This is a genomic window from Phenylobacterium sp. (assembly GCF_041913825.1).
Taxonomy (GTDB): Bacteria; Pseudomonadota; Alphaproteobacteria; order Caulobacterales; family Caulobacteraceae; genus Phenylobacterium.
Genome location: NZ_JAYSEO010000002.1, coordinates 159426 through 184577, shown reverse-complemented (window position 1 = coordinate 184577; position 25152 = coordinate 159426). Strand labels below are relative to the sequence as shown.

Genomic DNA, 25152 nt, shown 5'->3' with positions numbered 1-25152 from the left:
CTCCCGTGAGGCTATAGGACTCCGGTGGTGGCTTCGCGCCCCTTGGCCACCAAGGTCAAGCGCTCTCCGTCGGTTTCGAGGATGGTGATGGAGGTGTGGTCCGGCCGGAAGGCCACCACCCGGGAGTCGTCGGTCAGGTGCGAGACCACCGCGTTGATCGCCACGAAGTGCGAGAACACCGCCGTGTCGCCGCGGGCGTGCAGCGAGGCGACGACGGCGCGCCGCCAGGCGTCGTAGTCGAGGTCGCCCTCGATCTCGGTCCAGGCGCCCTGGAACGCCTGCTTCAGCCAGCCGGGCCGCGCCTCCGCCGCCAGGGCCCGGGGCGTGGGGATCTCGCCGACCATGGGATCCACCTCGACCGTCACGCCCAGGGCGCGGGCCGTGGGGGCGGCGGTCTCCTGGCAGCGGCGGAGGGGCGAGCTCACCACCCGTTCCGGCCGCTCGCCCGGCGGAAGGGCCAGCAGCCAGTCGCGCGCCGCCTCCGCCTGCGCCCGGCCGGTCTCGTCGAGGCCCGGATCGTCGTCGGCCCCGCCCCAGGTGGCGGCCGGCTTGCCGTGGCGGATCAGGTAGAGGCGGGGCATGGATCAGTCCGGAACGAAGAGGTTGGTCTGGCCGACGTCGGCCGGGCGGACGGTCCCGGTCCGTCCCACCTGCTCCTCAGCCTCGAAGGCGGCCAGGAAGGCGGGGTCGGCGGGCGTGTTGGCGGCGAAGCGGCGGCCCGCCTCGTCGCGGCCCACCACGATGCCGAGGAACGGGCCCTCGCGCTTATGCACCACCGTATAGGTCTCGACCACCGCCCGGCCGCTGGGCCGCTCGACGATCTCCGGGTGCGGCAGGGCGTCGATCTCGCGCTGCAGGACCGCCGGGTCTTCGCGCTCGAACGGCCTCTCCGGCCGCTTCGTGGAGTAGATCCCCGTCGACTGCTTGGTCAGGTACCAGCCGTTGCCGGTGAGGAGCCCGTAGGCGCCGGGCCGGTCGCGCAGCCGCTGCAGCATCACCGCCACCGAGTGCATGACGTAGTTGTTCCCCGGCCCGCCCGCGTAGGGCAGCCCGCCGGTCACCGTGAGCCCGCGCGGATCGTCCAGCGACAGCCCCAGAGCCTCGGCCCCGATCTCCACCGCCACCGGGAAGCAGGAGTAGAGGTCGATCAGGTCCACCTGGTCGATGCCGATCCCGGCCATCTCCAGCGCCTTCTGCCCGGTGCGCCGCATGGCCGGGCTGGAGTGGAAGTCCTGGCGGTCCAGCGGGTGCCACAGGTCCGCCGCGTCCGCGCAGCCATGCAGGTAGACCCACTTCTCCTCCGGCACGCCGAGCTCGCGGGCCATCCGCTCGCTGGCGACGATCACCGCCGCCGACTGGTCCACCTCCATGATGGCGTTCAGCAGCTTCGGGTAGGGGAAGCCGATCATGCGGTTCCTGTCGGAGACAGCGACGATCTCATCCGCCGTGCGCCTGGTGCGGAACCAGGCCTCGGGATTGTCGGCCGCCACCTCCGAGAACCGGGCGAAGAGCTCGCCCATGCGCCGCTGGTGGTCGGCCAACGAGCGGCCGTCGCGGGCCCGCAGCGCGTTCTCGAAGATCGGATAGATGTTGATCGGCCGCGAAAGGCCGTGGCGGATCTCGTACGGCGTGCTGCCGTTGCGGGGGTCGCCGATCCGCTGCGGGGCCGGCAGGTCCTCGTCCTCGTCCGCCTGCCAGTCGTCGAAGCCCAGCCCCTGCCCCGCGCGCTTCATGGCCGAGCCCAGGAACTCGCAGCCCACCGTGAGCGCCAGCTCCGTCTCGCCGCGGGCGATCCGCTCGCACAGGGTGTTGACCAGGTACTGGGGCGTGTTGCCGCCCATCTCGGAGTAGACGCTCCACCTGGGCTGCGCGCCGAGCCGGCGGGCGAGGTTCGCGGGCGGGTTGGTGGAGTGCGGGATCATCCCGCGCTTCGAGCCGGGGGCGTCGATGGTGTAGCCGACCACCGCCAGCGCATCGATCTTCGCCAGCCCGGCCGCGCCGATGCCGGCGTCCAGCCCCGCCCGTTCCGCCGCAATCTTCAGCAGCGCGGTCGGCGACGGTGAATCGCCCGGAGCGCCCCGGTACGTGAATTGGCCCGCTCCGATGAGAACTGGCGTCGTTTCGCTTGTCACACACGGCCTCCCGAGGTTCGGCGCCCCGGCTCTCAGGCCCGGAAATCGCCGTCACAGGCCCTTTTCCGGCCTGATGGTTTTTTGATCCGCTGGCGCCTGTTTTTGAGGCGCCTGCTCATTTTCCCAGGTGGCCGCGACGGCAGGCAACCGAGTCGGCTTGTGGCCGCAGCCCCCGGCGTGCTCCGTCCCCGCCAAGCGCCGGGGCGGCGCATTCCAGTCTCAAGCCGGGCCCCATGAAAAAAATCGAAGCCATCATCAAGCCGTTCAAGCTCGACGAAGTGAAGGAGGCCCTGCAGGAGCTGGGCGTCCAGGGCATGACGGTGATCGAGGCCAAGGGCTACGGCCGCCAGAAGGGCCAGACCGAGCTCTACCGCGGGGCGGAGTACGTCGTGGACTTCCTCCCCAAGATCAAGATCGAGGTCGTCGTCGCCGACGATCAGCTCGACCGCGCGATGGAGGCCATCGCCGCCGCCGCCCGCACGGGCCGCATCGGCGACGGCAAGATCTTCGTCTCCGACGTCGTCGACGTCATGCGCATCCGCACCGGCGAGACCGGGCCCGCGGCCGTCTAACCCGCCTCCTCCAGACCATCGAGACCGGACAACTAAAGGGGATCATCGACATGGCTTCCGCTCAGGACATCCTGAACCAGATCAAGGAAAAGGACGTCAAATACGTGGACGTCCGCTTCACCGACGTTCGCGGCAAGATGCAGCACGTCACCTTCGACATCGACCTGGTGGACGAAGAGTTCCTCACCGACGGGACCATGTTCGACGGCTCCTCCATCGCCGGCTGGAAGGCGATCAACGAGTCCGACATGAAGCTGCGGCCGGACCTGAATTCGGCCCACATCGACCCGTTCTACCAGCAGACGACCCTGGTGCTGTTCTGCGACGTCCTGAACCCGGACACCAACACGCCCTACAACCGCGACCCGCGCTCGATCGCCAAGGCCGCGCTGAACTATGTGAAGTCGGCCGGCGTGGGCGACACCGTGTTCTTCGGCCCGGAAGCCGAGTTCTTCGTGTTCGACGACGTGCGCTGGAACACCGCCCCGCACGACACCTTCTACAGCTACGACTCCACCGAGCTGCCGGTGTCCTCGGGCAAGGCCTATCCGGAAGGCAACATGGGCCACCGCCCGGGCCCGAAGGGCGGCTACTTCCCGGTGAACCCGGTGGACAGCGGCCAGGACCTGCGCGGCGAGATGCTGGCGGTCATGGGCGAGCTCGGCATGCAGCCCGAGAAGCACCACCACGAGGTGGCCCCCGCCCAGCACGAGCTCGGCCTGAAGTTCGCCGACCTGCTGACCATGGCCGACCGGATGCAGCTCTATAAGTACGTCATCCAGAACGTCGCCCACGCCTACGGCAAGACGGCCACCTTCATGGCCAAGCCGATGTTCGGCGACAACGGCTCGGGCATGCACGTGCACCAGTCGATCTGGTCGAACGGCAAGCCGCTGTTCGCCGGCGACAAGTACGCGGGCCTGTCCGACATGTGCCTCTGGTACATCGGCGGCATCATCAAGCACGCCAAGGCGATCAACGCCTTCTCGAACTCGACGACCAACTCCTACAAGCGCCTGGTGCCGGGCTACGAAGCCCCGGTGAAGCTGGCCTACTCGTCGCGCAACCGCTCGGCCTCGATCCGCATTCCGCACGTGGATTCGCCGAAGGCCAAGCGCATCGAGGCCCGCTTCCCCGACCCGATGGGCAACCCCTACCTGACCTTCGTCGCCCTGCTGATGGCCGGCCTCGACGGGATCGAGAACAAGATCGATCCGGGCCCGGCCATGGACAAGAACCTCTACGACCTGCCGCCGCGCGAGCAGAAGAAGGTCCCCGAGGTCTGCGGCTCGCTCCGCGAAGCCCTCGAGAGCCTCGACAAGGACCGGGCCTTCCTCAAGAAGGGCGGGGTCATGGACGACGACTTCATCGACAGCTACATCGAGCTGAAGATGGAAGAGGTCATGCGCCTCCAGCTCCACCCGCACCCGGTGGAATTCGACATGTACTTCAAGTGCTAGTCGCCGGACGCTGATCCAGTGACCCGAAGGGCCGCGGAGCCATCCGCGGCCCTTTTCCTTTCCTCCCCGGTTCACGCGGAGGGAAAGGAAGCGCTACCCCTCGCACGCCCCCTGGCGCTCGACGCTCACCCCCGCCGCGCCGGCCTCGCAGGCGTTGCCGTAGGTCTTGCCGTCGCAGCCGCAGACCGGCTGGTAGATGCGCGTGCACATGGGCGTCTTCGGCGTGCAGACCCCGGCGCCGTCGGCGACCCGGCACTGGCCGTCCGGATGCTTGCAGTAGTCGTCGGCGCTGGCGCACCGGAATCCCGCGATCCCGCCGCACATGCCGCCCGTCTGGGAGACGCGCCCGCCCGCCGGCGCCTCGCTGCGCGGCGGCGGCGTCGGCCCGGGCCCCGCCTCCGGCGCCGGCTGCTGGCAGCCTGCGAGCAGCAGGCCGCCCATCGAGAGCGCGATCAGGACGCGTCGCAACATGGCGCAATTCCTCCGTGCGGGACCGATTGCCGTTTCCGATGGCGGCTCTACAACGCAACGCATGACTCTCCGCAAGCGCGCCATCGCCTCCGCCGCCGTCCTGGCCTTCGCCCTCCCCGCCTTCGCCCAGCCCTCGCCCGGCCCGCAGCCGACGCCGCTGCCGCCGGCGGTCGCCGAGCCGCGCGATGTGGCCTATCCGGGCGTGATCACGGTGGACGTGGACGCCACCGACCTGGAGCGGCGGATCTTCCGGGTCCGGCAGTCCATCCCGGTGACCGCGCCCGGTCCCATGACCATCCTCTTCCCGCAGTGGGTGCCGGGCGGGCATTCGCCGCGCAACCCGATCTACAACATCGCCGGCCTGACCTTCCGCGCGGGCGGCGAGACGCTGCGCTGGACCCGCGACCCGGTGCAGGTCTTCGCCTTCCACATCACCCCGCCGGCCGGCGCCCGGACCGTCGAGGTCGAGTTCCAGCACGTGACGCCCACCGCCGGCGACCAGGGCCGCGTCCTGATCACGCCCGAGATGCTGAACGCCCAGTGGGTGTCGCTGGCCATGTACCCGGCCGGCTACTACATGCGCCGCATCCCGGTGGACGCCTCGATCCGCCTGCCCGCCGGCTGGGGCTACGGCACGGCCCTGGAGACCGCCTCGGAGGCCGACGGCCTGGTCCGTTTCCGGCAGGTGGACTTCGACACCTTCACCGACTCTCCCCTGTTCGCCGGCAAGCACTTCAAGCGCTACGACCTCGACACCAGCGGCAAGTCGCCGGTGCGCCTGAACATCGTCGCCGACCGGCCCGAGCTGCTGGCCGCCACGCCCGAGCAGATCGAGAAGCACCGCGAACTGGTCCGCCAGGCCGACCGCCTGTTCGGCGCCCGCCACTTCGACCACTACGACTTCCTGCTGGCGCTCACCGAGCGCATGGGCGGCATCGGCCTGGAGCACCACCGCTCCAGCGAGAACGGCACCGACCCCGAGTACTTCACCGAGTGGACGAAGAACGCCCCGGCCCGCAACCTGCTGCCGCACGAGTACGCCCACTCCTGGGACGGCAAGTACCGCCGCCCGGCCGACCTGTGGCGCCCGACCCTGAACGAGCCCATGCGCGACAGCCTGCTGTGGGTCTACGAGGGCCAGGACCAGTACTGGGGCTTCGTCCTCGGCGCCCGCTCGGGCCTGGTCACCAAGCAGCAGACGCTCGATGCCCTGGCCATGACCGCGGCCACCTATTCCGAGGGCCGTCCCGGCCGCCAGTGGCGCTCGGTGGAGGACACCACCAACGACCCGATCCTCGCCGGCCGCCGGCCGATCCCCTGGACGAGCTGGCAGCGCAGCGAGGACTATTATTCCGAGGGCCAGCTCGTCTGGCTCGACGTGGACACGCTGATCCGCGAGCGCTCCGGCGGCAAGCGCAGCCTCGACGACTTCGCCCGCGCCTTCTTCGGCGTGAACGACGGCGAGTGGAAGCAGCCCCTGACCTACGACTTCGACGAGGTCGTGCGCACCCTCGACAAGGTCCAGCCCTACGACTGGGCCAAGTTCCTCGACGAGAAGCTCCGGCAGGTGTCGCCCGAGTTCCCGCTCGCCGGCGTCGAGCGCGGCGGCTACCGGCTCGTCTACACCGACACCCCCACCGACTACTGGAAGGACAACGAGGCGAGCCGAAAGATCGTCGACCTCACCTATTCCGTGGGCCTGACGCTGAACCGCGAGGCGCGGATCACCGGCGTGCTGTGGGACAGCCCGGCGTTCAAGGCCGGCCTGACCGTGGGCGACCAGCTCATGGCGGTGAACGGCATCGCCTACGACGCCGAGCGGTTCAAGGAGGCGATCACCGCCGCCAAGGCGGGCGGCCAGCCGATCAGCGTCATCGTCAAGGACGGCGACCACTTCCGCACCGTGGCGATCGACTACCGCGGCGGCCTGCGCTACCCGCGGCTCGAACGGATCGCCGGGACCCCGGACCGCCTGAGCGCCATCTACGCGCCTAGGAAGTAGCCGCGCTCAGGCGCGCCTCCATCCACGCCCCGGCCGCCGCGATCGCGCGGCGCGCCGCGGCGCACTGGAAGAAGAACGCCTGGAAGACGTGGATCATCTCCGGCCAGATCTCGAGCTGGACCTGCACCCGGGCCTGGCCGGCCACGTCGGCGACCTTCAGGCTGTCGCCCAGCAGGGTCTCCTCGGATCCCACCTGGATCAGGATCGGGGCCACCCCGTCGAAGTCGCCGAACACCGGCGACGCCAGCGGGTCGCGCGCATCGCCGCCGCCCAGGTAGTCGGCGGCCGATCCGGCCACCGCGTCCCTCTGGATCATCGGGTCGGTGGCGGCCTTGGTGCGGTAGGTGTCCGAGGACTGGGTGAGGTCCGCCCAGGGGCTGATGACATAGTAGCCCGCCGGCTGCGGCAGGCCGCGGGCCTTCAGCGCCAGCGCCAGCGCCAGCGAGAGCCCGCCGCCGGCCGAGTCCCCCGCGACCACGATCCGGCTGGCGTCCGTCTCGTCCAGCAGCTCGGCGTAGGCGGCCACCGCGTCCTCCACGGCCGCCGGGAAGCGGTTCTCCGGCCCCAGCCGGTAGTCCGGCACGACGGCCACGGCGCGGGCCGCCGCGGCGAGCTGGGCGGCCAGCGGGCGGTGGCTCCGCGCGCTGCCGATCACATAGGCGCCGCCGTGCAGGTAGAGCAGCCGCCGCCCTTCGACGGCGTCTGCCGGCTCCAGCCGCTCGCAGGCCCGGCCGCCGATCTCGCCCGTGGCGCGGGTGACGCCCTCCGGCAGCGGGACCATCTCGGCGAAGGCGTCGATGCGCATCCGCCGCTCCTCCAGCGTCGGCTCCGGCCCCCCTGGCGGCGTCGCCCCCGCCGCCAGCAGGGCGCGCACCCCCTCGATGTCCGGATCCTTCCAAGCCATCCCGGCCTCCGTCTCGCCAGAACGGCGCTCTCCGAAGCTCGCCAACCGCCCCGCCCGGGTCAACCCCGCCCGGCAGCGGGCCAGGCCGTCCGCCGCCGTCCCAAGCGCGACTTCCGCTGCTCGCCACGCTCTGGCACGGACGCGGAGGACAGCAGAGCGCACCCCGCAGGTCCTCAAGAGCTTCAATCGCTGGCGCCGCGCGCCGGGGCGTGACCTGTCTGCGGCTCGACCATGGCGCAGGGGTCGTGTGGCGTGAGAAGCTTGCCGGCGCCGCCGTGGCTCGCGCCCTTCAGCGGATCATCGCACTAATTCACAATGGCGGAGCAATCGCCATGGCGCTTCAGCCAGGTGGCGGTAGTCTTCAGCTAGAGAGGATTGTCGGTGATGTCGGCGAACAGGCTTACGCACGGCGAGCTCAGATCCGAACTGCTAGCCCTCAACGTCGGACACTTGATTATAATCTGGGCGCAGATCGATGCCGTCCTCAGCGGCGTCTCGCGTATCCTGTTCGAGTTCATGGGCGGTCATCCCAGCGAGGCAGCGTTACCGCGTTCCTTCAGTCGGAAGTTGGCTTTCGTACGGAAGTGCTACGCCGCCAAGGCCGAACTAGCTCCCGACGGAGCCGCAATGGCGGCGATCCTCTCACGGGCTGCGAAGCTCGTCATTGACCGAAACACGCTCGCCCATGGAGCCCTCATCGACGAAGGCGCCGGGAGCCTCACCATGCTGCGGCTCGACATGATCAAATCCGATGAACTCGACGTTCGTGAATACACGCCAGAGACCGTTTCAAAGGTCGTCATGGAGAGCGCCGACCTGCTGAGTGACCTGATCGCTCTAGCCTGGCACCTCAAACAGTTCATACCCGATGATCTGGTCGGCCATTCAGGCAGCGAGCTCGCCCAGGAGTTTGTCCGTCGCTTCCCACCTATCGATCTCACTAATGAGGAGGCGAGCTAGGCCTCCGTTGCGACTCTGGCGCTGTCCATTCCGCGGCGTTGCCTAGCTATCTACAAATACTCCCTCGCGCGCCCAGGCCGCATTGCGCCCGGCGGCCGGGCGATTCATATCCGGGGCCAGAATCCCCCTAGCTTCCGTGAGTCATGCCGAACTCCGCCGCCCAGTCCGCCCTGCCCGACCTGTTCGACGACGCGCTGAACCCCGCGCCGGCCGCGCCGCTCGCCGAGAGCCATGAGCCGCGTCCGGACCCGGCGGTCGTCGGCGTGAAGTCGTCCGGCTACTCGGCCGCCGACATCGAGGTGCTCGAAGGCCTGGAGCCGGTTCGCAAGCGGCCGGGCATGTACATCGGCGGCACCGACGAACGCGCGCTGCACCACCTGTTCGCCGAAGTCCTCGACAACTCCATGGACGAGGCGGTGGCCGGCCACGCCAAGTCGATCGAGGTCACGCTCGACGCCGACGGCATGCTGACCGTGAAGGACGACGGCCGCGGCATCCCCGTGGACCCGCACCCGAAGCACCCCGGCAAGTCGGCGCTGGAAGTGATCATGACCGTCCTGCACTCGGGCGGGAAGTTCTCCGGCAAGGCCTACGAGACCTCGGGCGGGCTGCACGGCGTGGGCGTCTCGGTGGTGAACGCGCTGTCGGAGCGGGTCGAGGTCACCGTCTGGAAGGACGGGTTCGAGTGGCGCCAGGCCTTCACGCGCGGCAAGCCGCTGGGCTCGATCGAGAAGCTGGGCCCCACCCGCAAGAAGGGCACCCAGATCGCCTTCCTGCCCGACCCGATCATCTTCGGCGACGGCGCGGCCTTCAAACCCGCCCGCCTCTACCGGATGGCGCGCTCCAAGGCCTACCTGTTCGGCGGGGTCGAGATCCGCTGGAAATGCGACCCCTCGCGCATCCAGGACCAGACGCCGCCGGAGGCGGTCTTCCGCTTCCCCAACGGCCTGGCCGACTTCCTCGCCGAGCGGGTGAAGTCCGTCGAGACCGTCACCCCCGAGCCCTTCGCCGGCCGCTACGAGCGTCCGGGCGAGGCCGGCAAGGTGGAATGGGCGGTCACCTGGACCCCCGCCGGCTTCGGCGAGGCGGACGGCTTCATGCAGTCCTACTGCAACACCGTGCCGACCCCGGAGGGCGGCACGCACGAGGCCGGCCTGCGGGCCGCCCTCACCCGCGGCCTCAAGCAGTACGCCGAGCTGGTGGGTGAGAAGCGCGGCGGCCTGATCACCGCCGAGGACGTGGTCGCCCAGGCCGGAGCGCTGGTCAGCGTCTTCATCCGCGACCCCGAGTTCCAGGGCCAGACCAAGGAGAAGCTCTCCTCCTCCGAGGCCCAGCGCCTGGTGGAAAAAGCGCTCGCCGACCCGTTCGACCACTGGCTGACCGGCCAGCCGAAGTCGGCCACCGCGCTCCTGCAGTTCGTCATCGAACGCGCCGAGGAGCGGCTGAAGCGCCGCCGCGACAAGGAGGTCGCCCGCGCGTCGGCGACCCGCAAGCTGCGCCTGCCGGGTAAGCTGGCCGACTGCTCCGGCCAGGCCACCGACGGCACCGAGCTCTTCCTGGTCGAGGGCGACTCGGCCGGCGGCTCGGCCAAGCAGGCCCGCGACCGGCGCACCCAGGCGATCCTGCCCCTGCGCGGCAAGATCCTGAACGTGGCGTCGGCCTCCATCGACAAGCTCGGCCAGAACAAGGAGCTGGCCGACCTGCTGCTGGCGCTGGGCGTCCAGGGCGGCTCGAAGTTCAAGGAAGAAGAGCTCCGCTACGAGCGGATCATCATCATGACGGACGCCGACGTGGACGGCGCCCACATCGCCAGCCTGCTGATCACCTTCTTCTACAGGACCATGCCGGGCCTGATCCGCGCCGGCCGCCTCTACCTCGCGCTGCCGCCGCTCTACCGCATCAGCCACGGCGGCAAGTCCATGTACGCCCGCGACGACGCCCACCGCGACGAGCTGCTCGCCACCGAGTTCAAAGGCAAGAAGCCCGAGATCAGCCGGTTCAAGGGCCTGGGCGAGATGATGCCCGCCCAGCTCAAGGAGACCACCATGGATCCCTCCAAGCGGATCCTGGCCAAGGTCACCCTGCCCCGCGCCGAGGAGACGGTGGAAAGCCTCGTGGAGGCCCTGATGGGCCGCAAGCCCGAGCTGCGCTTCCGCTTCATCCAGGAAAACGCCGAGTTCGCCGCCGCCGACCTGGACGTCTGACGTCTGCGGCCGTCGCCCGGCCGCGGCCGCGGCCGCACGTCAGTAACGAAATCCAATCGAAAACTTGCGTTTGGCGGGAACCTGTGTTCTTGTTTTGTTCATGCCCACCGACGCTTCAGCCCCGGATCGTCACTCGGCCATCCTGGCCGAGCTCGCGGGCATGACCCTGGCGCTGGCGCGAGACCTGCAGAACCGGGCCCTCGAGGCCGAGCGGGTCGAGGACGCGGTGAAGCTCTCCGGCGCGTTCCAGCGCGTCTCGCGCGGGCTTCGCCAGACGCTCGCCCTGGAACTCAAGGTGATCCGCGAGCGCGACGCCGCGGCGCGCGAGGCCCGGGACTCCGCGGAGCGTGCGGCCCTCCAGGCCGAGGCCGACGCGCGCCTGCGCCAGCAGAGCGTCGCCCGTCGGTGCGCGGCGATCCGCGATCGCGTCGACAACGCCTTCTGGTCCGAGCAGGAAAACGGCGACTGGGACGAGGACGACGAGCGGGCCCGTCGCCGGCCGCCCTCCGATCCGGTCTGGCGCCGGCTGGAGGCGTTTCTCGACGAGGCCGCACAGCGCCCGGACTTCCTCGCCGACGACTTCGACATCCTGGTGATAGAGGCGTGCGACACCATCGGGGTCGACGCCACCCTCCTCTACGACATCGTCGACAACGGCCCGCCCGCGCCGTCCGGACGGCCGGACGTCGCCGGGCCGTGCGCCGAACCGCAGGCGGCCGACTCCTCCTGAGCCGCGGCCCCCGCCCCGGCTGGCCCGCGCCCGCCTCTCGCGTTCCTTGAGCAAACCCGCCCGCGAGGGCGGTCCCCCTGGCCCCGCGCCGGGGCGTCGCCGCGTGGTCGCACGCTGGGGTCCGGAACGCGGCCAAGGCGCCGTTCGTTCTGCGGCTCGGACAGGAGGCCTCGATGGCCAAGACGAAGCGGAAGACCAAGAGCCTGCTGCCGAAGCGGATCGCCGGCGTGAAGGTGCCCAAGGCCGTGCGCAAGGGACGGTTCGGCGAACTGCTGGCCTCGCGAACGGGCCAGGTGCTGATCGCCGAGGCGATCATGGCCGCCGGCGCCATGGCCGGAGCCCGCAAGGCCGGCCAGAGCCCGAGCGCACGCAGCTTCCTGCACGACGCCGCCGAGCACATCCGCGACCGCGGCCGCGGTCATGTGGAGCTCGGCCCGGCCGGCGGCGCCCTGGCCTTCGCGCTGGGCGAGGCCGCCCGCGCCTTCGCCGACGCCCTCCGCTCCGGCGCGCCTCAGGCCGACACCACGCGCCATGACGCCGAGGCGGACTGGCAGCCGGCGCCGGACGGCGGCCTGGATGGCGCTCAAAAAAAAAGCCCGCCGAAGTACGAGGCCGGACCGCTCTGACCGCGCCGCCGGTCCCGCCCCCGGCCCTGCCCTACGTCCCGCCGCGCCCGACGCTGACGGGGAAGCTCGCCGCGGCTGGCACGCGGGGGCTCGTGCGCTTCGCCCACTGGCGCGGCCGCCGCCAGGCCAGGGCGGATCTCGACCGCCCCTCCGGGCCGGTGTTCCGGGGCCTGATCCAGATAAACCTGATCCGGCCGCATTGAACTTTGACCTCCGCGACCCGATCTCTGAACGGACACGCACTTCTGCGCGTTGACTTGGGCGTTGCTGCCCGTATCTTCCGCGCGCGCGGCGATCTCCGCTCGCGCCGCCGCGGTACGCCAGCCAAGTTCTCCTTCAGGGATCGGCGGGCCACCGCTTTACTCGTATAAGATGACCGAATTTTCCGAACTTGGCCTTTCGGCCGCGACGCTCCAAGCCGTCGCCGACACCGGCTACACCACCGCCACGCCGATCCAGGCCCAGGCCATCCCTGTCGCGCTGCATGGCCGCGACGTGCTGGGGATCGCCCAGACGGGCACCGGCAAGACCGCCGCCTTCACCCTGCCGATGATCGACCGCCTGGCCGCGGGCCGCGCCAAGGCGCGCATGCCCCGCGCCCTCGTCATCGCGCCCACCCGCGAGCTGGCCGACCAGGTCGCCGCCTCCTTCGAGAAGTACGCCAAGGGCCAGAAGCTCTCCTGGGCCCTGCTGATCGGCGGTGTCTCGTTCTCCGACCAGGAACAGAAGCTCGACCGCGGCGTCGACGTGCTGATCGCCACGCCCGGCCGCCTGCTCGATCACTTCGAGCGCGGCAAGCTGCTGATGACGGGCGTCCAGATCATGGTGGTCGACGAGGCCGACCGGATGCTCGACATGGGCTTCATCCCGGACCTCGAGCGGATCTTCAAGCTCACCCCGGCCAAGAAGCAGACCCTGTTCTTCTCGGCCACCATGCCGCCGGAGATCACCCGGCTCACCAAGCAGTTCCTGCGCGATCCCGAGCGGATCGAGGTGGCCCGGCCGGCGACCACCGCCGAGACCATCACCCAGTACATGGTCAGGATGCCGGTGAGCGATCCCAAGGCGAAGCGCACCGCGCTGCGCACGCTCATCCAGCGCGGCGAGGTGGTGAACGGCATCGTCTTCTGTAACCGCAAGTCGGAAGTCGACATCGTCGCCAAGTCGCTCAAGACCCACGGCTTCGACGCCGCCCCGATCCACGGCGACCTCGACCAGCAGACCCGCATGCGGACGCTGGACAGCTTCCGGAACGGCGAGCTGAAGCTGCTCGTCGCCTCGGACGTGGCCGCCCGCGGCCTCGACATCCCGGCCGTCGGCCACGTCTTCAACTACGACGTGCCGCACCACGCCGACGACTACGTCCACCGCATCGGCCGGACCGGCCGCGCGGGCCGCACCGGCGAGGCGTTCATGCTGGTCACCCCGGCCGACGCCAAGAACTTCGACAAGGTCGTGAAGCTCATCGGCAAGACGCCGGAAGAGATCGTGCTCGACCTCGACTGGGGCAGCCTGAAGGACGAGCCCCGCCGCGGCGGCGACCGCAAGGGCCGTGGCGGCGAGCGGTCCGGCCGCGAGCGCGACCGCGACCGTCGCCCGCGGGCGATCAAGGAGCACGGCGAGCGCGCCTCCATGGAGCCGCTGCAGGCCACGCCGGCCGCCGAGCCCGGCGAGGCGCCGGCGCCCGCCCCCAAGCGCTCGCGCAGCCGCAAGGCCGCCGAGCCCGTCGCCTCGGTCGCCGAAGCTCCGGCGCCCGCGCCGAGCGCGCCCGAGGCTCGCCCGCAGCGCGAGCGGCCGGAACGGGGCGAACGCTCCGAGCGCCCGGCCCGCGCCGAGCGTCCCGAGCGCAGCGATCGTCCGGATCGCGGCGACCGCCGCGAGCGCGACCGCGACCGCGACCGCGACCGCGACCGTGGGCGGGATCGCGACCGCGACCGGGACGACCGCGTGGTCGGCTTCGGCTCCGACATCCCGGCCTTCCTGATGCGCAGCGCGCCCCCGCCGCCGGCGGATGACTGATCGGGTCCTTCGGGGCTTGGAAGGACTGTCTTAACGACCTCGTTTAACCGGTCGTTCGGCCCCTAAGGATATCGTCCGTCCCATGAGAGGACCGGCGCGCCCAGGGTGCGGACACGGTCCCGGGTGATGGACCTGGAGCCCATGTCGTCCGACGTCGAAACCCTTCTGCGCGCGCCGACGGCCTATGCGCTCGCCCGCAAGGCGATCGCGGCCATGGAGCTGCACAAGGTCTGGCCGACGCCGGTCAACTTCGAGATCTGGATTCATTACGTCGGCAACAAGGACGGCCCGCTGGCCGCCGAGATCGACCAGCTCCTCGGCGCCGGCGAGGCGTTCACCGACACCGTCGGCGAGCAGCTTGCCGCCAAGTACCTGCCGAAGGCCAAGCTGAACGGCGAGATCCTCGACGCCGGCGACGCGCTGGCCCAGGAGCTGGACAGCGTCTCGCGCGCCATCGAGAGCGCCCGCGAGACGAGCGAGGCCTACGGCCAGCAGCTCGCCACCGCCTCCGCGTCCCTGGAGACCGAGGACGCCACCGCCATCAAGGCCATGGTGGAGACCCTGACCACCGCCACCCAGCGGGTGCAGAGCGAGAACAAGACGCTCGAGACCCAGCTCGCCGACACCACCGCCGAGGTGACCCGCCTGCGCGAGCACCTGGAGCTGGTGCGCCGCGACGCCATGACCGACGGCCTGACCCACCTGGCCAACCGCAAGGCGTTCGACGAGGCCCTGGAGCGCGCCTGCGCCGACGCCGAGGCCGAGGGCGAGGCGCTGACCCTCGCCGTCCTCGACATCGACCACTTCAAGAGCTTCAACGACACCTGGGGCCACCAGACCGGCGACCAGGTCATCCGCTACGTGGCCTCCGTCATCGGCCGCGCCGGCCGCTCGCCGCGGCTGGCCGCCCGCTACGGGGGCGAGGAGTTCGCCCTGATCTTCCCGGGCGAGGCCGCCGAGACCGCCATGGCCGTGCTGGAGGACATCCGCGAGGAGGTCTCGTCCCGCGTCCTCAAGCGCCGCTCCACCAACGAGGACCTGGGCGCGATCACCATCTCCTCCGGCCTGGCCGAGCGGAAGGCGGGCGAGGCCGCCTCCAGCCTGGTGGAGCGCGCCGACGCGGCGCTCTACGCCTCCAAGCGCGGCGGCCGCAACCGCACCACGGCCGCCGAGACCGCGGCCGCCCAGGCCGCCTGAGCCGGCCTCCGGCCATTTTCCACTAGCCTGACGCCGGGGTATCCTCCGTTCAATCGAACCGAAGCGTTCGACGGAGGAAACCATGGACGGGACCCAGGCGGCAGCCAAGGTGAAGACCGCCATCGAGAACGGCGTGGGCGTCATCACCCTCTCCGATCCCGGCACCCTCAACGCCGCCGGCCTCGACCTGATGGGCGAGCTGAAGTCCGCCTTCGAGGACTTCGCCTACGGCGACGCGGTGCGCGCCATCGTCATCACCGGCGAGGGACGCGGCTTCTGCTCCGGGGCCAACCTCAGCGGCGGCCGCGCCGGCTCCCAGCCGAACCCGAACGGCCCGAACGAGTCCCTGCTCGGCGTCTACAACCCCTTCGTGGCCGCGGTCCGCAAATCGCCCAAGCCGATCGTCTCGGCGGTGAACGGCGTCGCCGCCGGCGTCGGCGTGTCCCTGGCGCTGATGGGCGACCTCGTCGTGGCCGCCGAGAGCGCCTACTTCCTGCTGGCCTTCCGCCGCATCGGCTTGGTGCCGGACGGCGGCGCCACCTGGCTCCTGCCCCGACACATCGGCAAGGCCCGGGCCATGGAGCTGATGCTGCTCGGCGAGAAGCTGCCGGCCAGGACCGCCCAGGAGTGGGGCCTGATCAACAAGTGCGTGCAAGACGCCGAGCTGATGGACGCCGCCATGGCCTATGCGCGCGCCTTGGCCGACGGCCCCGCCTCGCTCGGCCTGACCCGCAACCTCGTCTGGGAGGCGCTGGACGCCTCCTGGCACCTGCAGCTCGAGGCCGAGGCTTACGCACAGGGCGCGGCGGGCCGTACGGACGATGCGCGCGAGGGCGTGCTGGCCTTCATCCAGAAGCGCCCGGCCGAGTTCAAGGGCCGCTGACTACTGGCGGCTGCGCAGCCGCTCCAGCTCCTGCTGCACGAGGCGCTCGCGGCTGTCGCCAAGATAGCCGAAGGTTGCCGCCGCGTGCGCGGCGAGCCCGATCCCCCAGCCGATCGCCGGCCAGTAGGCCCAGTCGATGCCCGGCGAGGTCACCCAGTCGATGGCGAACAGGCCGGCGTTGACGATCACATAGGCGGTGAGATGGCTGCGGAAGGCGAGCTTCATGTCGGCCCGGCGCTCGGCCTGGCGACGGAGTTCGGCGTCGTCGGTCATGGGTCCCTCCCTCGAACCGGCAGCATACCGCCGGTTTCCGGGAAGCGCGATGCTCAGATGTCCCGGGCCGGCTCGATGGTGACGCTCTCCCCGCAGCCGCAGGCGTCGGTCTCGTTCGGGTTGCGGAACACGAACTTGGCCGAGAGCTTGGTGACCTCGTAGTCGATCTCGGTGCCGATCAGGAACAGCACCGCCTTGGGCTCCACCAGGATGGTGACCCCCTTGTCCTCGACCACCTCGTCCAACGGATCGGCCGCCTCGGCGTACTCCAGGACGTACTCCTGGCCGGCGCAGCCGCCGTTCTTCACGCCGACCCGCAGGCCGGCGTACGGCCGCTCCGCCTTGGCCATGATCTCGCGCACGCGCTCGGCCGCCCGGTCGGTGAGCGTGACCACCTTGGGCCGGGGACGCCGGGCGCGCGGCTGGGGAGTGAGGCTGAGGTTGTCCATCAGAACATGTTGAGCTGCAGCTTGGCCTCATCGGACATGCGCGATGGGTCCCACGGCGGGTCGAACACCAGCTCGACCTTGCAGGAGCGGATCTCGGGGATCTCCTTCACCGCGTCCTCGACCCAGCCCGGCATGTCGCCGGCCACCGGGCATCCTGGCGCGGTCAGGGTCATGTCGATGACCACGTCCTTGTCGTCCGAGACATCGACCTTGTAGATCAGGCCGAGCTCGTAGATGTCGACCGGGATCTCCGGGTCGTAGACGGTCTTCAGCTTGTCGATCAGCTGGTCCGTCAGGACGTCGAGCTCCGCCTGCGACAGCGGGGTCGTCGTCTTTGTCTCCAGGGATGCGGCGTCGTCCATGTCCATCACTTAAGCGAAGAAGGCCTGAGCCTTGGTCAGGGCCTGGACGAAGGCGTCCGCCTCGTCCTCGGTGTTATATAGGGCGAAGGACGCGCGCGCGCTCGACGTCACCCCGAATCTCTTCATCAGCGGCTCGGCGCAGTGGGTGCCGGCGCGGACCGCCACGCCATAGCGGTCGAGGATCTGCGCCACGTCGTGGGCATGCGCCCCGTCGACGGTGAACGACAGGATCGCGCCCTTGTCCGGCGTGTCGCCCAGCACCTTCAGCCAGTTGGCGCCGGCCAGCCCCTCCCGGACCCGGTCGTAGAGCTTCTTCTCGTGCTCCGCGACGGCGAACCGGTCGAGGCCGGAGAGCCAGTCGATCGCCGCCCCCAGGCCGATGGCCTCGAGGATCGGCGGGGTGCCGGCTTCGAACCGATGCGGCGGGTCGGCGTAGGTGATGGCGTCCAGCGCCACCGTGCCGATCATCTCGCCGCCGCCCTGATAGGGGGGCAGCGCGGCCAGCTTCTCGGCCTTGCCGTAGAGGATGCCGATGCCCGTCGGGCCGTAGAGCTTGTGCCCGGAGAAGACGTAGAAGTCGGCGTCGATCGCCTTCAGGTCGATAGGCTTGTGGACGATGGCCTGGCAGCCGTCGAACAGCACCAGCGCGCCGGCCTCATGGGCCATGCGGGCCAATTCCATGGCCGGGTTGATCGTGCCCAGCACGTTCGACATGTGGCTGAGCGCCACGACCTTGGTCCGCGGCCCCAGCAGGCTCTGGAAGTGCTCCAGGTCGAGGTCGCCGCGATCGGTGACGCGGGCGAACTTCAGGACCACGCCCTTGCGCTCGCGCAGGAAGTGCCAGGGCACGATGTTGGCGTGGTGCTCCATCTCGGAGAGCACGATCTCGTCGCCCGCCTGCATGGCGGCGCCCAGGCCGGCGGCCACGAGGTTGATGGCCTCGGTCCCGCCCTTGGTGAACACCACCTCGTTCTCGGCCGCGCCGATGAAGGCCGCGGCCTTGCGGCGGGCGGCCTCGTAGGCGTCGGTGGTCTCGTTGGCGAGCGTGTGCAGGCCGCGGTGGACGTTGGCGTAGGAGTACTCCATCGCCCGCGTCATGGCCTCGATCACCGCCCGGGGCTTCTGGGCCGAGGCGGCGCTGTCGAGATACACCAGCGGCTTGCCGTGCACCTCGCGATGCAGGATCGGGAACTCCGCGCGGATCGACTCGGCGTCGAAAGCCATGGTCAGCCCCTCAGCCGTTCGGAGATGAAGGCGGCGACGATCTCCCGCGCCGGCTCGTTCCAGACCCGGTCGGCGACCTCGGCCACGAAGGCTTCGGTGAGCAGCGCCCGAGCCTCGTCGGCCGGGATGCCGCGCTGCTCGGCGTAGAACAGTGCGTCCTCGTCGAGCGCGCCCACGGTGTTGCCGTGCGCGCAGGAGACGTCGTCGGCGTAGATCTCGAGCTCCGGCTTGGCGTCGACCTCGGCCCGATCCGACAGGATCAGCGCGTGGTGGCCCATGCGGGCGTCGGTCCGGTCCGCGCCTTCCGCGACGATGATCTTGCCCTGGAACACGCCACGGGCCTGGTCGCGGACGACGCCCTTGGTGAGCTGCTGGGTCGCGCCGTCGAGGCCCTCGTGCGTCACCACCGTCGTCAGGTCGGCGTGGCGCTTGCCGGCCAGCAGGTAGGCGCCGTCGAGGCGAAGCGTGGCGTGGCCGCCCGGGTGGGCGACCCGCGTCTCGATCCGCTGCCGCCGGGCGCCCGTGGCGACGACCGTCTGGCCGTACTCGGCGTGCGCCGTCAGCCGCACCTCGGCGTGGCTGACCGAGACGGCCTCGGGATCCTCGTCGGCGAGGACGACCCGCTCCAGAGCGGCGCCGTCGGCCAGCTCGATGGCCAGCGAGGTCTGGGCGAGATAGCTCCCCTGCCCCTCGTAGCTTTCGAACAGGCGCAGCCGCCCGCCGGGCGCGACGGTGACGCGCACGCCGGCGGCATGAGCCCCCTCGCCGCGGGAGACGATGCGCAGCGCGACGGCGAGCGTCTCGCCCGGTCCCACCACGATCGTTTGCTCGTCACGGCCGTTGGCGATCACCAGCACGCGGTCGGCGATCGCGTCGAACGGGCCGGCGCCCAGGTCGCCGGGGATCGGCGCAGAGGGCTCCGGCAGGACGCGGATCAGGCCGCGCAGGTCGGTCCAGCGCCAGTCCTCCTGGCGCTTACCCGGCAGGTCGGCGACGTCGCGCGTCTTGAGGGCCAGGGCGAGGCTCAAGCGGCCCTCGCGTACTTGTCGTAGCCTTCGGCCTCGAGCTGGAGGGCCAGCTCCGGCCCGCCGGACGCGACGATCCGGCCGTTCGCCAGCACGTGCACCCGGTCGGGTTTGATGTAGTCGAGCAGCCGCTGGTAGTGGGTGATCACCAGCATGGAGCGCTCCGGCGAACGCAGCGCGTTCACCCCGTCCGCGACGATGCGCAGGGCGTCGATGTCCAGACCAGAGTCGGTCTCGTCGAGGATCAGAAAGCGCGGCGAAAGCATCGCCATTTGAAAGATTTCCATCCGCTTCTTCTCACCGCCGGAGAAGCCGACGTTGAGCGCGCGCTTCAGCATGTCGAAGTCGATCTTAAGCTCGGCGGCCTTGGCGCGGGCGAGCTTCAGGAACTCGGGCGCCGTGATCTCGGGCTCGCCGCGCGCCTTGCGCTGGGCGTTGAGCGCCGTGCGGATGAAGGTCAGCGCCGGCACCCCAGGGATCTCCAGCGGGTACTGGAACGACAGGAACACGCCCTTGGCGGCGCGCTCGAAGGGCTCCAGCGCCAGCAGGTCCTCACCGTCCAGCGTCGCCGCGCCCTCCGTGACCTCGTAGCCCTGGCGGCCGGTGAGCACGTAGGACAGCGTCGACTTGCCGGCTCCGTTCGGGCCCATGATCGCGTGCACCTCGCCCGCCGGGACCTCGAGCGTCAGGCCCTTGATGATCTCCTTGTCCTCGACGGAGGCGTGCAGGTTCTGGACGGAAAGCATCAGCGGGTCTCGTCTACGAGGAACTGGGCCATGACACGCAGGGCGTCCTCGACGCTCTCCACGGTCTCTTGCTTGCGCGGTGCGGCCGACCCCGGAAGGGTCGTGCGCTTGTCGGAGGAAGTGACGCTGCCTTTCCCAGCTTCCCAGTAGGCGGCGATGCGGAAGTTCTCGTGGTCGATGTTCACCGTGTAGCGACGGCGATCGACGCTGAGATGGTGCTTGGCCAGGAACTCGGGATCGCCGGACAATGCGTTGAACAGCGCCTCGGCGTTGGCGAGGTCGGCCTCCTGCTGGCGGCGCTCGGCCTCGTCGCGTTTGCGGCGTTCCATTTCGCGGCGCGCGAACTCCACCTCGAAGGCGTCCTTGAGACTGAGGGCCTTGGTCGCGCCCTTCTTGGTCCTGGTCGTCATCCGACGCTCCCCTCCAGCGAAATGGCCACCAGCTTCTGGGCCTCCACGGCGAACTCCATGGGGAGCTCCTGGAGGACGTCCTTCACGAAGCCGTTGACGAGAAGCTGCACCGCCTCCTCCTGAGAGAGGCCGCGCTGCATCGCGTAGAACAACTGGTCCTCGGAGAGCCGCGTGGTGGTGGCCTCGTGCTCGAACACCGCCTGTCCGTTGCGCGCCTCGATGTAGGGCACCGTGTGGGCGGCGCAGTGCTTGCCGATAAGCAGGCTGTCGCACTGAGTGAAGTTGCGGGCGCCCTTGGCCTTCGGGTGGGCGGAGACGAGCCCCCGGTAGGTGTTGGAGCTCTTCCCGGCGCTGATGCCCTTGGAGATGATCCGGGAGCGGGTGTTGGCCCCCAAGTGGATCATCTTGGTGCCGGTGTCCGCCTGCTGGCGGCCATTGGTGATGGCGATCGAGTAGAACTCTCCGACGCTCTCGTTCCCGCGCAGGACGCAGGACGGGTACTTCCAGGTCACCGACGAGCCGGTCTCGACCTGGGTCCAGGACACCTTCGAGCGGTCGCCGCGGCAGTCGGCGCGCTTGGTGACGAAGTTGAAGATGCCGCCCTTCCCGGTCTCCGGGTCGCCCGGGTACCAGTTCTGGACGGTGGAGTACTTGATCTCCGCATCGTCGAGGGCGACCAGCTCCACGACCGCCGCGTGGAGCTGGTTCTCGTCGCGCATGGGGGCCGTGCAGCCCTCCAGGTAGGAGACGTAGGCGCCCTTGTCGGCGATGATCAGCGTGCGCTCGAACTGGCCGCTCTCGGCCGCATTGATGCGGAAGTAGGTGGAAAGCTCCATCGGGCAGCGGACGCCGGGTGGCACGTAGACGAAGCTGCCGTCCGAGAAGACCGCCGAGTTCAGGCAGGCGAAGTAGTTGTCGCTGACCGGCACCACCGAGCCCAGGTACTTGCGCACCAGCTCCCCGTGGTCACGGATCGCCTCGCTCATGGAGCAGAAGATGACGCCGGCCTCGGCCAGCTCCTTCTTGAAGGTGGTGACCACGCTGACGCTGTCGAAGACAGCGTCCACGGCGTAGCGCGGCGCACCCTCGACGCCCGCCAGCACCTCCTGCTCGCGGAGCGGGATGCCCAGCTTCTTGTAGGTCTCCAGCAGCTCCGGATCGACCTCGTCCAAGCTCTTGGGCCCCTCCTTCTTCTTCGGGGCGGCGTAGTAGTAGGCGTCCTGGTAGTCGATGCGCGGGAAGCTGACCTTCGCCCACGCCGGCTCCTCCATGGCCTGCCAGCGCTCGAAAGCCTCGAGCCGCCACTGCAGCATCCACTCGGGCTCGTCCTTCTTCGCCGAGATGAAGCGGACGATGTCGGCCGACAGGCCCTTGGGCGCGTACTCCTGCTCGATCTCCGTGACGAAGCCGTGCTTGTACTTCTCCAGGCTCTGGACGTGTTCGACGGTCTGTTTGACGGCGGCCATTTCAAGCAACTCCTGCGGCGGCGGGCGCGCGGCGCGCCGCATGCCGCGAATGGGCCTCTGACCAGGCGTCTGCGAACCTGTTCCAGTCGGCCTCGGATGTGTTCCAGCCCCCGCTGACGCGAAGGGCGCATGAGGCGAGCTCGCCCTGGCCCATGGCGGTGAGCACATGGCTCGCCTTGACCTTGCCCGACGAGCAGGCGGAGCCGGCGCTGACCATGACGCCGGCGAGGTCCAGCGCCATCACCTGCAGCTCGGAGGGGAAGCCTGGGGCGGCGAAGCACAGGGTCTGCGGCAGCCGTTCGGCGCCCACCCCCATGACGACGCAGCCGGCCGCCTTGAGGCGTTCCGCGACGGCGTCCCGCCAGGCGGCCTGGCGCGCGAGCTCGGCGGCGTTGGCGAGCTTCGCCGCGGCGCCGAAGCCGGCGATCCCCGGGACGTTCTCGGTGCCGGCCCGGCGGCCGCGCTCCTGGCCGCCCCCGTGCAGCCGGCGCGAGAGGGTCGCGCGCGGACCGAAGGTCAGAGCGCCCACACCCTGCGGGCCACCGATCTTGTGAGCCGACACGGTCAGGGTGTCGGCCCCGATCCCGCGGCTGTCGACGACGATCTTGCCGGCCGCCTGGATGGCGTCGACATGCAGCCAGCCCTCGGCGGCGCGAACGATCTCGGAGGCGGCCTTCACCGGCTGGACCACGCCGGTCTCGTTATTGGCCAGCATCAGGGCGACGAAGGGCTTGCCGTCGGCGGCGTCCCAGCGTGCCAGCCGCTCGGCCAGCCAGCCCAGGTCCGCCACGCCGTCCGCCATGGCCGGCAGAACTTCGACGGCGACGCCCGAGGCCTTCGCCGCTTCCAGGATGCTGTCGTGCTCGATGGCCGAGACGATCAGGCGTCGGGTCCCCGCGGCCACCGCGCTCTCAATCGCGAGCGCATTGGCCTCCGTGCCGCCCGAGGTGAAGACCACGGTCGACGCCGGCGCGGCGATCAAGTCGGCGACGGCGCCGCGGGCCTGTTCGACCGTCGCGCGGGCCGCGCGGCCGGAGGCGTGCACTGAGGAGGGATTGCCGCCCGCCTCGAGCGCGCGCGCCACCGCCGCGGCCGCCTCGGGGCGGACCGGCACGGTGGCGTTGCAGTCGAGGTAGACGGTGGAAGTCATGCGGCCTGCCTGCTGCGGGCCAGCCGCCCGCCAATCACGTCGGCGAGGCTGACGGAGGCGAGATAGGATTCGATCTGCTCTCCGAGATCTTCCCAGAGGTCGTGGGTCAGGCAGCGCTCGCCTTTCAGCATGCAGCCCTTGGCCTCGGCGCAGCGGGTGGCGCGCAGCGGCTCGTCCACAGCATGGACGATCTCGGCGATGGTGGTGTCGGACGCCTCGCGGGCCAGGCGATAGCCGCCGCCCGGTCCGCGCGCGCTCTTCACCAGCCCCTTGCGGCGAAGCCGGGCGAAGAGCTGCTCGAGGTAGGAGAGCGAGATCTCCTGGCGCTGGGCGATATCGGCGAGCGCCACGGCCCGCTCGGCGTCGGTCTGGCGTCGCGCAAGGTCGGCCATCGCCATCACGGCGTAGCGACCTTTGGTGGAGAGACGCATGGCGTTGACCCAATGCAGTTTTCGCGCGCATCCCGGCTCGCCTGTGCTACAAGCCGCCGCCTTGCGCGCGGGGCCATAGCGTGCCGTCCGGATGGGCGGGACTTAGGAAGACCTAGCGCAGCAGTCAAGTATTCGGGCTGAGAAGAGGATCTCGATGCCAGAGGTGGTTCTGACCGGCGCGGCCGGGCGGATCGAAGGTCGCTACACGCAGGGGAAGAGCGAGACCGCGCCGGTGGCGCTGATCCTCCACCCGCACCCCAAGGCGGGCGGCCAGATGAACAACCCCGTCACCGTGCAGCTCTTCCACCTGTTCATGAAGCGCGGCTTCTCGGTGCTGCGGTTCAACTTCCGCGGCGTGGGACGCAGCCAGGGCGAGTTCGACTCGGGCATCGGCGAGCTGGCCGACGCCGCGACGGCGCTCGACTGGCTGCAGTCGACCAACCCGGCCGCGTCGCAGTGCTGGGTCGCCGGCTACTCGTTCGGCGCCTGGATCGGCATGCAGCTCCTGATGCGGCGGCCGGAGACCGACGGCTTCATCTCGGTGTCGCCGCCGACGAACGCATACGATTTCTCCTTCCTCGCCCCCTGCCCGGCCTCGGGCCTCATCCTGCACGGCGGGAACGACACCGTGGTTCCGCCGGTGGAGGTGGAACGCGTGGTGTCCAAGCTGCGGACCCAGAAGGGCATCGTCATCGACTACGACGTAGTCGAGGGCGCCAGCCACTTCTGGATGGAGAACCTGCCCGACGTCGAGAGCCGCGTCGGCGCCTACCTCGACAAGCGGCTGGAAGCCGAGCCGGCCTGAGGATGACGGCGCCGGAGGACGCCATCCGCGCGCGCCGGCGCCTCACCAACAAGATCATCGCCGCCCACGAGGCGACGCGGCTGAGGCCGTTCTTCACCGCCGACGCCCGGCTGATCGCCGGCGACGGCGGCTTGATCCTGGGCGCCGACCAGATCGTCGCCGCCTTCGACGGCCAGTTCCGCGATCCCGACTTCATCGACTACGTGCGCACGCCCGGCACGGTGGAGCTGGACGCTGCGGGCGACCGCGCGGCCGAGACCGGCCGCTGGGTGGCGCACTGGCGGACCGGCGAGATGTCCGGCGCCTACATGGCGGCCTGGCGGCGGCAGACCGGCCAGTGGGTGATCGAGAGCGAGCTCTTCATCACCCTGGCGGGCTAGACACGTCGGGCTGAGGCCCGCTCGAGCGCGCTGATGGTGAAGGCCGCGAAGGCGGCGCAGCGCCTGGCGCTGCCCTCGTCCGGCGCGAATCCGCCGGCGTCGCGCCCGGCCGGCGTGGTCAGCCGCCAGAGCCACGCGTCTCCCCGCTCCAGCACCGCGATGCGGTAGCCGCTCGCAAGCCCGTACTGCACGTCGTCCATCGCTCGTCCTCCTGGCGGCGCAGGGTCGCGCTCGCGTGCGCAGCGGCGATGGCGGCGGGCGTGGAGATCGC

Annotated in this window: 27 protein-coding genes; 12 read left to right on the top strand and 15 right to left on the bottom strand. The window is 70.2% G+C overall.

Going from position 1 to position 25152, the window contains the following annotated elements; all coding sequences use genetic code 11:
- Positions 1-11 precede the first annotated feature (11 nt).
- Both ACE3Q8_RS02305 and ACE3Q8_RS02300 read right to left on the bottom strand, forming a co-directional pair.
- Positions 12-581 (bottom strand): histidine phosphatase family protein, encoded by a 570-nt coding sequence (locus tag ACE3Q8_RS02305; protein ID WP_374468517.1) that lies wholly within the window; start codon positions 579-581, stop codon positions 12-14.
- 3 nt (positions 582-584) lie between these two features.
- Positions 585-2132, bottom strand: coding sequence for an acetyl-CoA acetyltransferase (locus ACE3Q8_RS02300; RefSeq protein ID WP_374468515.1), 1548 nt, complete (start codon positions 2130-2132; stop codon positions 585-587).
- A gap of 233 nt (positions 2133-2365) precedes the next feature.
- On the opposite strand from ACE3Q8_RS02300, the gene ACE3Q8_RS02295 reads away from it, so the two are divergent.
- Both ACE3Q8_RS02295 and glnA read left to right on the top strand, forming a co-directional pair.
- The gene (locus ACE3Q8_RS02295; protein WP_374468513.1) at positions 2366-2704 is read left to right on the top strand and encodes a P-II family nitrogen regulator; all 339 of its coding nucleotides are present in this window, start codon (positions 2366-2368) and stop codon (positions 2702-2704) included.
- Positions 2705-2754: 50 nt separating this feature from the next.
- Positions 2755-4164, top strand: a complete 1410-nt coding sequence (glnA, locus tag ACE3Q8_RS02290) for a type I glutamate--ammonia ligase (protein ID WP_374468511.1) — start codon at positions 2755-2757, stop codon at positions 4162-4164.
- Between the two features lie 93 nt (positions 4165-4257).
- On the opposite strand, the gene ACE3Q8_RS02285 is transcribed toward glnA, so the two are convergent.
- Complete coding sequence (locus ACE3Q8_RS02285) at positions 4258-4635, bottom strand: Kazal-type serine protease inhibitor family protein (RefSeq protein ID WP_374468509.1); 378 nt, start codon at positions 4633-4635, stop codon at positions 4258-4260.
- A gap of 61 nt (positions 4636-4696) precedes the next feature.
- Here ACE3Q8_RS02285 and ACE3Q8_RS02280 point away from each other — a divergent pair, with 61 nt between their 5' ends.
- On the top strand, positions 4697-6637 hold the full coding sequence (locus ACE3Q8_RS02280; protein WP_374468507.1) for a M61 family metallopeptidase: 1941 nt from the start codon (positions 4697-4699) through the stop codon (positions 6635-6637).
- Here ACE3Q8_RS02280 and ACE3Q8_RS02275 read toward each other — a convergent pair.
- On the bottom strand, positions 6627-7541 hold the full coding sequence (locus ACE3Q8_RS02275) for an alpha/beta hydrolase fold domain-containing protein (RefSeq protein WP_374468505.1): 915 nt from the start codon (positions 7539-7541) through the stop codon (positions 6627-6629). The two genes, ACE3Q8_RS02280 and ACE3Q8_RS02275, sit on opposite strands and share 11 nt — an antisense overlap.
- A gap of 384 nt (positions 7542-7925) precedes the next feature.
- Between ACE3Q8_RS02275 and ACE3Q8_RS02270 the strand changes: the two genes are divergently transcribed.
- The 7 genes from ACE3Q8_RS02270 (at position 7926) to ACE3Q8_RS02240 (ending at position 16160) form a co-directional block, all read left to right on the top strand.
- Complete coding sequence (locus ACE3Q8_RS02270) at positions 7926-8501, top strand: hypothetical protein (RefSeq protein WP_374468503.1); 576 nt, start codon at positions 7926-7928, stop codon at positions 8499-8501.
- A gap of 143 nt (positions 8502-8644) precedes the next feature.
- Positions 8645-10705, top strand: a complete 2061-nt coding sequence (gene parE / locus ACE3Q8_RS02265; protein WP_374468501.1) for a DNA topoisomerase IV subunit B — start codon at positions 8645-8647, stop codon at positions 10703-10705.
- A gap of 100 nt (positions 10706-10805) precedes the next feature.
- On the top strand, positions 10806-11435 hold the full coding sequence (locus ACE3Q8_RS02260) for a hypothetical protein (RefSeq protein WP_374468499.1): 630 nt from the start codon (positions 10806-10808) through the stop codon (positions 11433-11435).
- 173 nt (positions 11436-11608) lie between these two features.
- Positions 11609-12061, top strand: a complete 453-nt coding sequence (locus tag ACE3Q8_RS02255) for a hypothetical protein (RefSeq protein WP_374468497.1) — start codon at positions 11609-11611, stop codon at positions 12059-12061.
- A gap of 372 nt (positions 12062-12433) precedes the next feature.
- On the top strand, positions 12434-14080 hold the full coding sequence (locus tag ACE3Q8_RS02250; protein WP_374468495.1) for a DEAD/DEAH box helicase: 1647 nt from the start codon (positions 12434-12436) through the stop codon (positions 14078-14080).
- 141 nt (positions 14081-14221) lie between these two features.
- Positions 14222-15277, top strand: coding sequence for a GGDEF domain-containing protein (locus ACE3Q8_RS02245; RefSeq protein WP_374468493.1), 1056 nt, complete (start codon positions 14222-14224; stop codon positions 15275-15277).
- Between the two features lie 82 nt (positions 15278-15359).
- On the top strand, positions 15360-16160 hold the full coding sequence (locus tag ACE3Q8_RS02240) for an enoyl-CoA hydratase/isomerase (RefSeq protein ID WP_374468491.1): 801 nt from the start codon (positions 15360-15362) through the stop codon (positions 16158-16160).
- On the opposite strand, the gene ACE3Q8_RS02235 is transcribed toward ACE3Q8_RS02240, so the two are convergent.
- From ACE3Q8_RS02235 to ACE3Q8_RS02190, 10 genes are read right to left on the bottom strand one after another with little or no spacing between them, the layout of a single operon-like run.
- Complete coding sequence (locus tag ACE3Q8_RS02235) at positions 16161-16433, bottom strand: 2TM domain-containing protein (RefSeq protein ID WP_374468489.1); 273 nt, start codon at positions 16431-16433, stop codon at positions 16161-16163.
- Between the two features lie 53 nt (positions 16434-16486).
- Positions 16487-16882 carry a HesB/IscA family protein gene (locus ACE3Q8_RS02230; RefSeq protein WP_374468487.1) on the bottom strand — a complete coding sequence of 132 codons (396 nt, stop codon included), beginning with the start codon at positions 16880-16882 and terminating at the stop codon, positions 16487-16489.
- Positions 16882-17244, bottom strand: coding sequence for an SUF system Fe-S cluster assembly protein (locus ACE3Q8_RS02225; RefSeq protein WP_374468485.1), 363 nt, complete (start codon positions 17242-17244; stop codon positions 16882-16884). The genes ACE3Q8_RS02230 and ACE3Q8_RS02225 overlap by 1 nt, the downstream gene beginning before the upstream one ends.
- Before the next feature lie 9 nt (positions 17245-17253).
- Entirely contained in the window at positions 17254-18468 is a 1215-nt protein-coding gene (locus tag ACE3Q8_RS02220) for an aminotransferase class V-fold PLP-dependent enzyme (protein ID WP_374468483.1), read from the bottom strand.
- 2 nt (positions 18469-18470) lie between these two features.
- Positions 18471-19496 carry a Fe-S cluster assembly protein SufD gene (gene sufD / locus ACE3Q8_RS02215; protein WP_374468482.1) on the bottom strand — a complete coding sequence of 342 codons (1026 nt, stop codon included), beginning with the start codon at positions 19494-19496 and terminating at the stop codon, positions 18471-18473.
- Positions 19493-20239 carry a Fe-S cluster assembly ATPase SufC gene (gene sufC, locus ACE3Q8_RS02210; protein ID WP_374468480.1) on the bottom strand — a complete coding sequence of 249 codons (747 nt, stop codon included), beginning with the start codon at positions 20237-20239 and terminating at the stop codon, positions 19493-19495. Before sufC ends, sufD begins: the two co-directional genes overlap by 4 nt.
- Positions 20239-20649 carry a hypothetical protein gene (locus ACE3Q8_RS02205; protein ID WP_374468478.1) on the bottom strand — a complete coding sequence of 137 codons (411 nt, stop codon included), beginning with the start codon at positions 20647-20649 and terminating at the stop codon, positions 20239-20241. The genes sufC and ACE3Q8_RS02205 overlap by 1 nt, the downstream gene beginning before the upstream one ends.
- On the bottom strand, positions 20646-22115 hold the full coding sequence (gene sufB / locus ACE3Q8_RS02200; protein WP_374468476.1) for a Fe-S cluster assembly protein SufB: 1470 nt from the start codon (positions 22113-22115) through the stop codon (positions 20646-20648). The genes ACE3Q8_RS02205 and sufB overlap by 4 nt, the downstream gene beginning before the upstream one ends.
- 1 nt (position 22116) lies before the next feature.
- A complete protein-coding gene (locus tag ACE3Q8_RS02195; RefSeq protein ID WP_374468474.1) occupies positions 22117-23265 on the bottom strand; it encodes a cysteine desulfurase family protein in 1149 nt (382 codons plus the stop codon).
- Entirely contained in the window at positions 23262-23696 is a 435-nt protein-coding gene (locus ACE3Q8_RS02190) for an Rrf2 family transcriptional regulator (protein ID WP_374468472.1), read from the bottom strand. The genes ACE3Q8_RS02195 and ACE3Q8_RS02190 overlap by 4 nt, the downstream gene beginning before the upstream one ends.
- Before the next feature lie 154 nt (positions 23697-23850).
- On the opposite strand from ACE3Q8_RS02190, the gene ACE3Q8_RS02185 reads away from it, so the two are divergent.
- Together ACE3Q8_RS02185 and ACE3Q8_RS02180 are read left to right on the top strand one after the other, a co-directional pair.
- Positions 23851-24501, top strand: coding sequence for an alpha/beta hydrolase (locus ACE3Q8_RS02185; RefSeq protein WP_374468470.1), 651 nt, complete (start codon positions 23851-23853; stop codon positions 24499-24501).
- Between the two features lie 2 nt (positions 24502-24503).
- On the top strand, positions 24504-24881 hold the full coding sequence (locus tag ACE3Q8_RS02180; protein WP_374468468.1) for a DUF4440 domain-containing protein: 378 nt from the start codon (positions 24504-24506) through the stop codon (positions 24879-24881).
- Here ACE3Q8_RS02180 and ACE3Q8_RS02175 read toward each other — a convergent pair.
- A complete protein-coding gene (locus ACE3Q8_RS02175) occupies positions 24878-25081 on the bottom strand; it encodes a hypothetical protein (protein WP_374468466.1) in 204 nt (67 codons plus the stop codon). The two genes, ACE3Q8_RS02180 and ACE3Q8_RS02175, sit on opposite strands and share 4 nt — an antisense overlap.
- Positions 25082-25152: the final 71 nt, after the last annotated feature.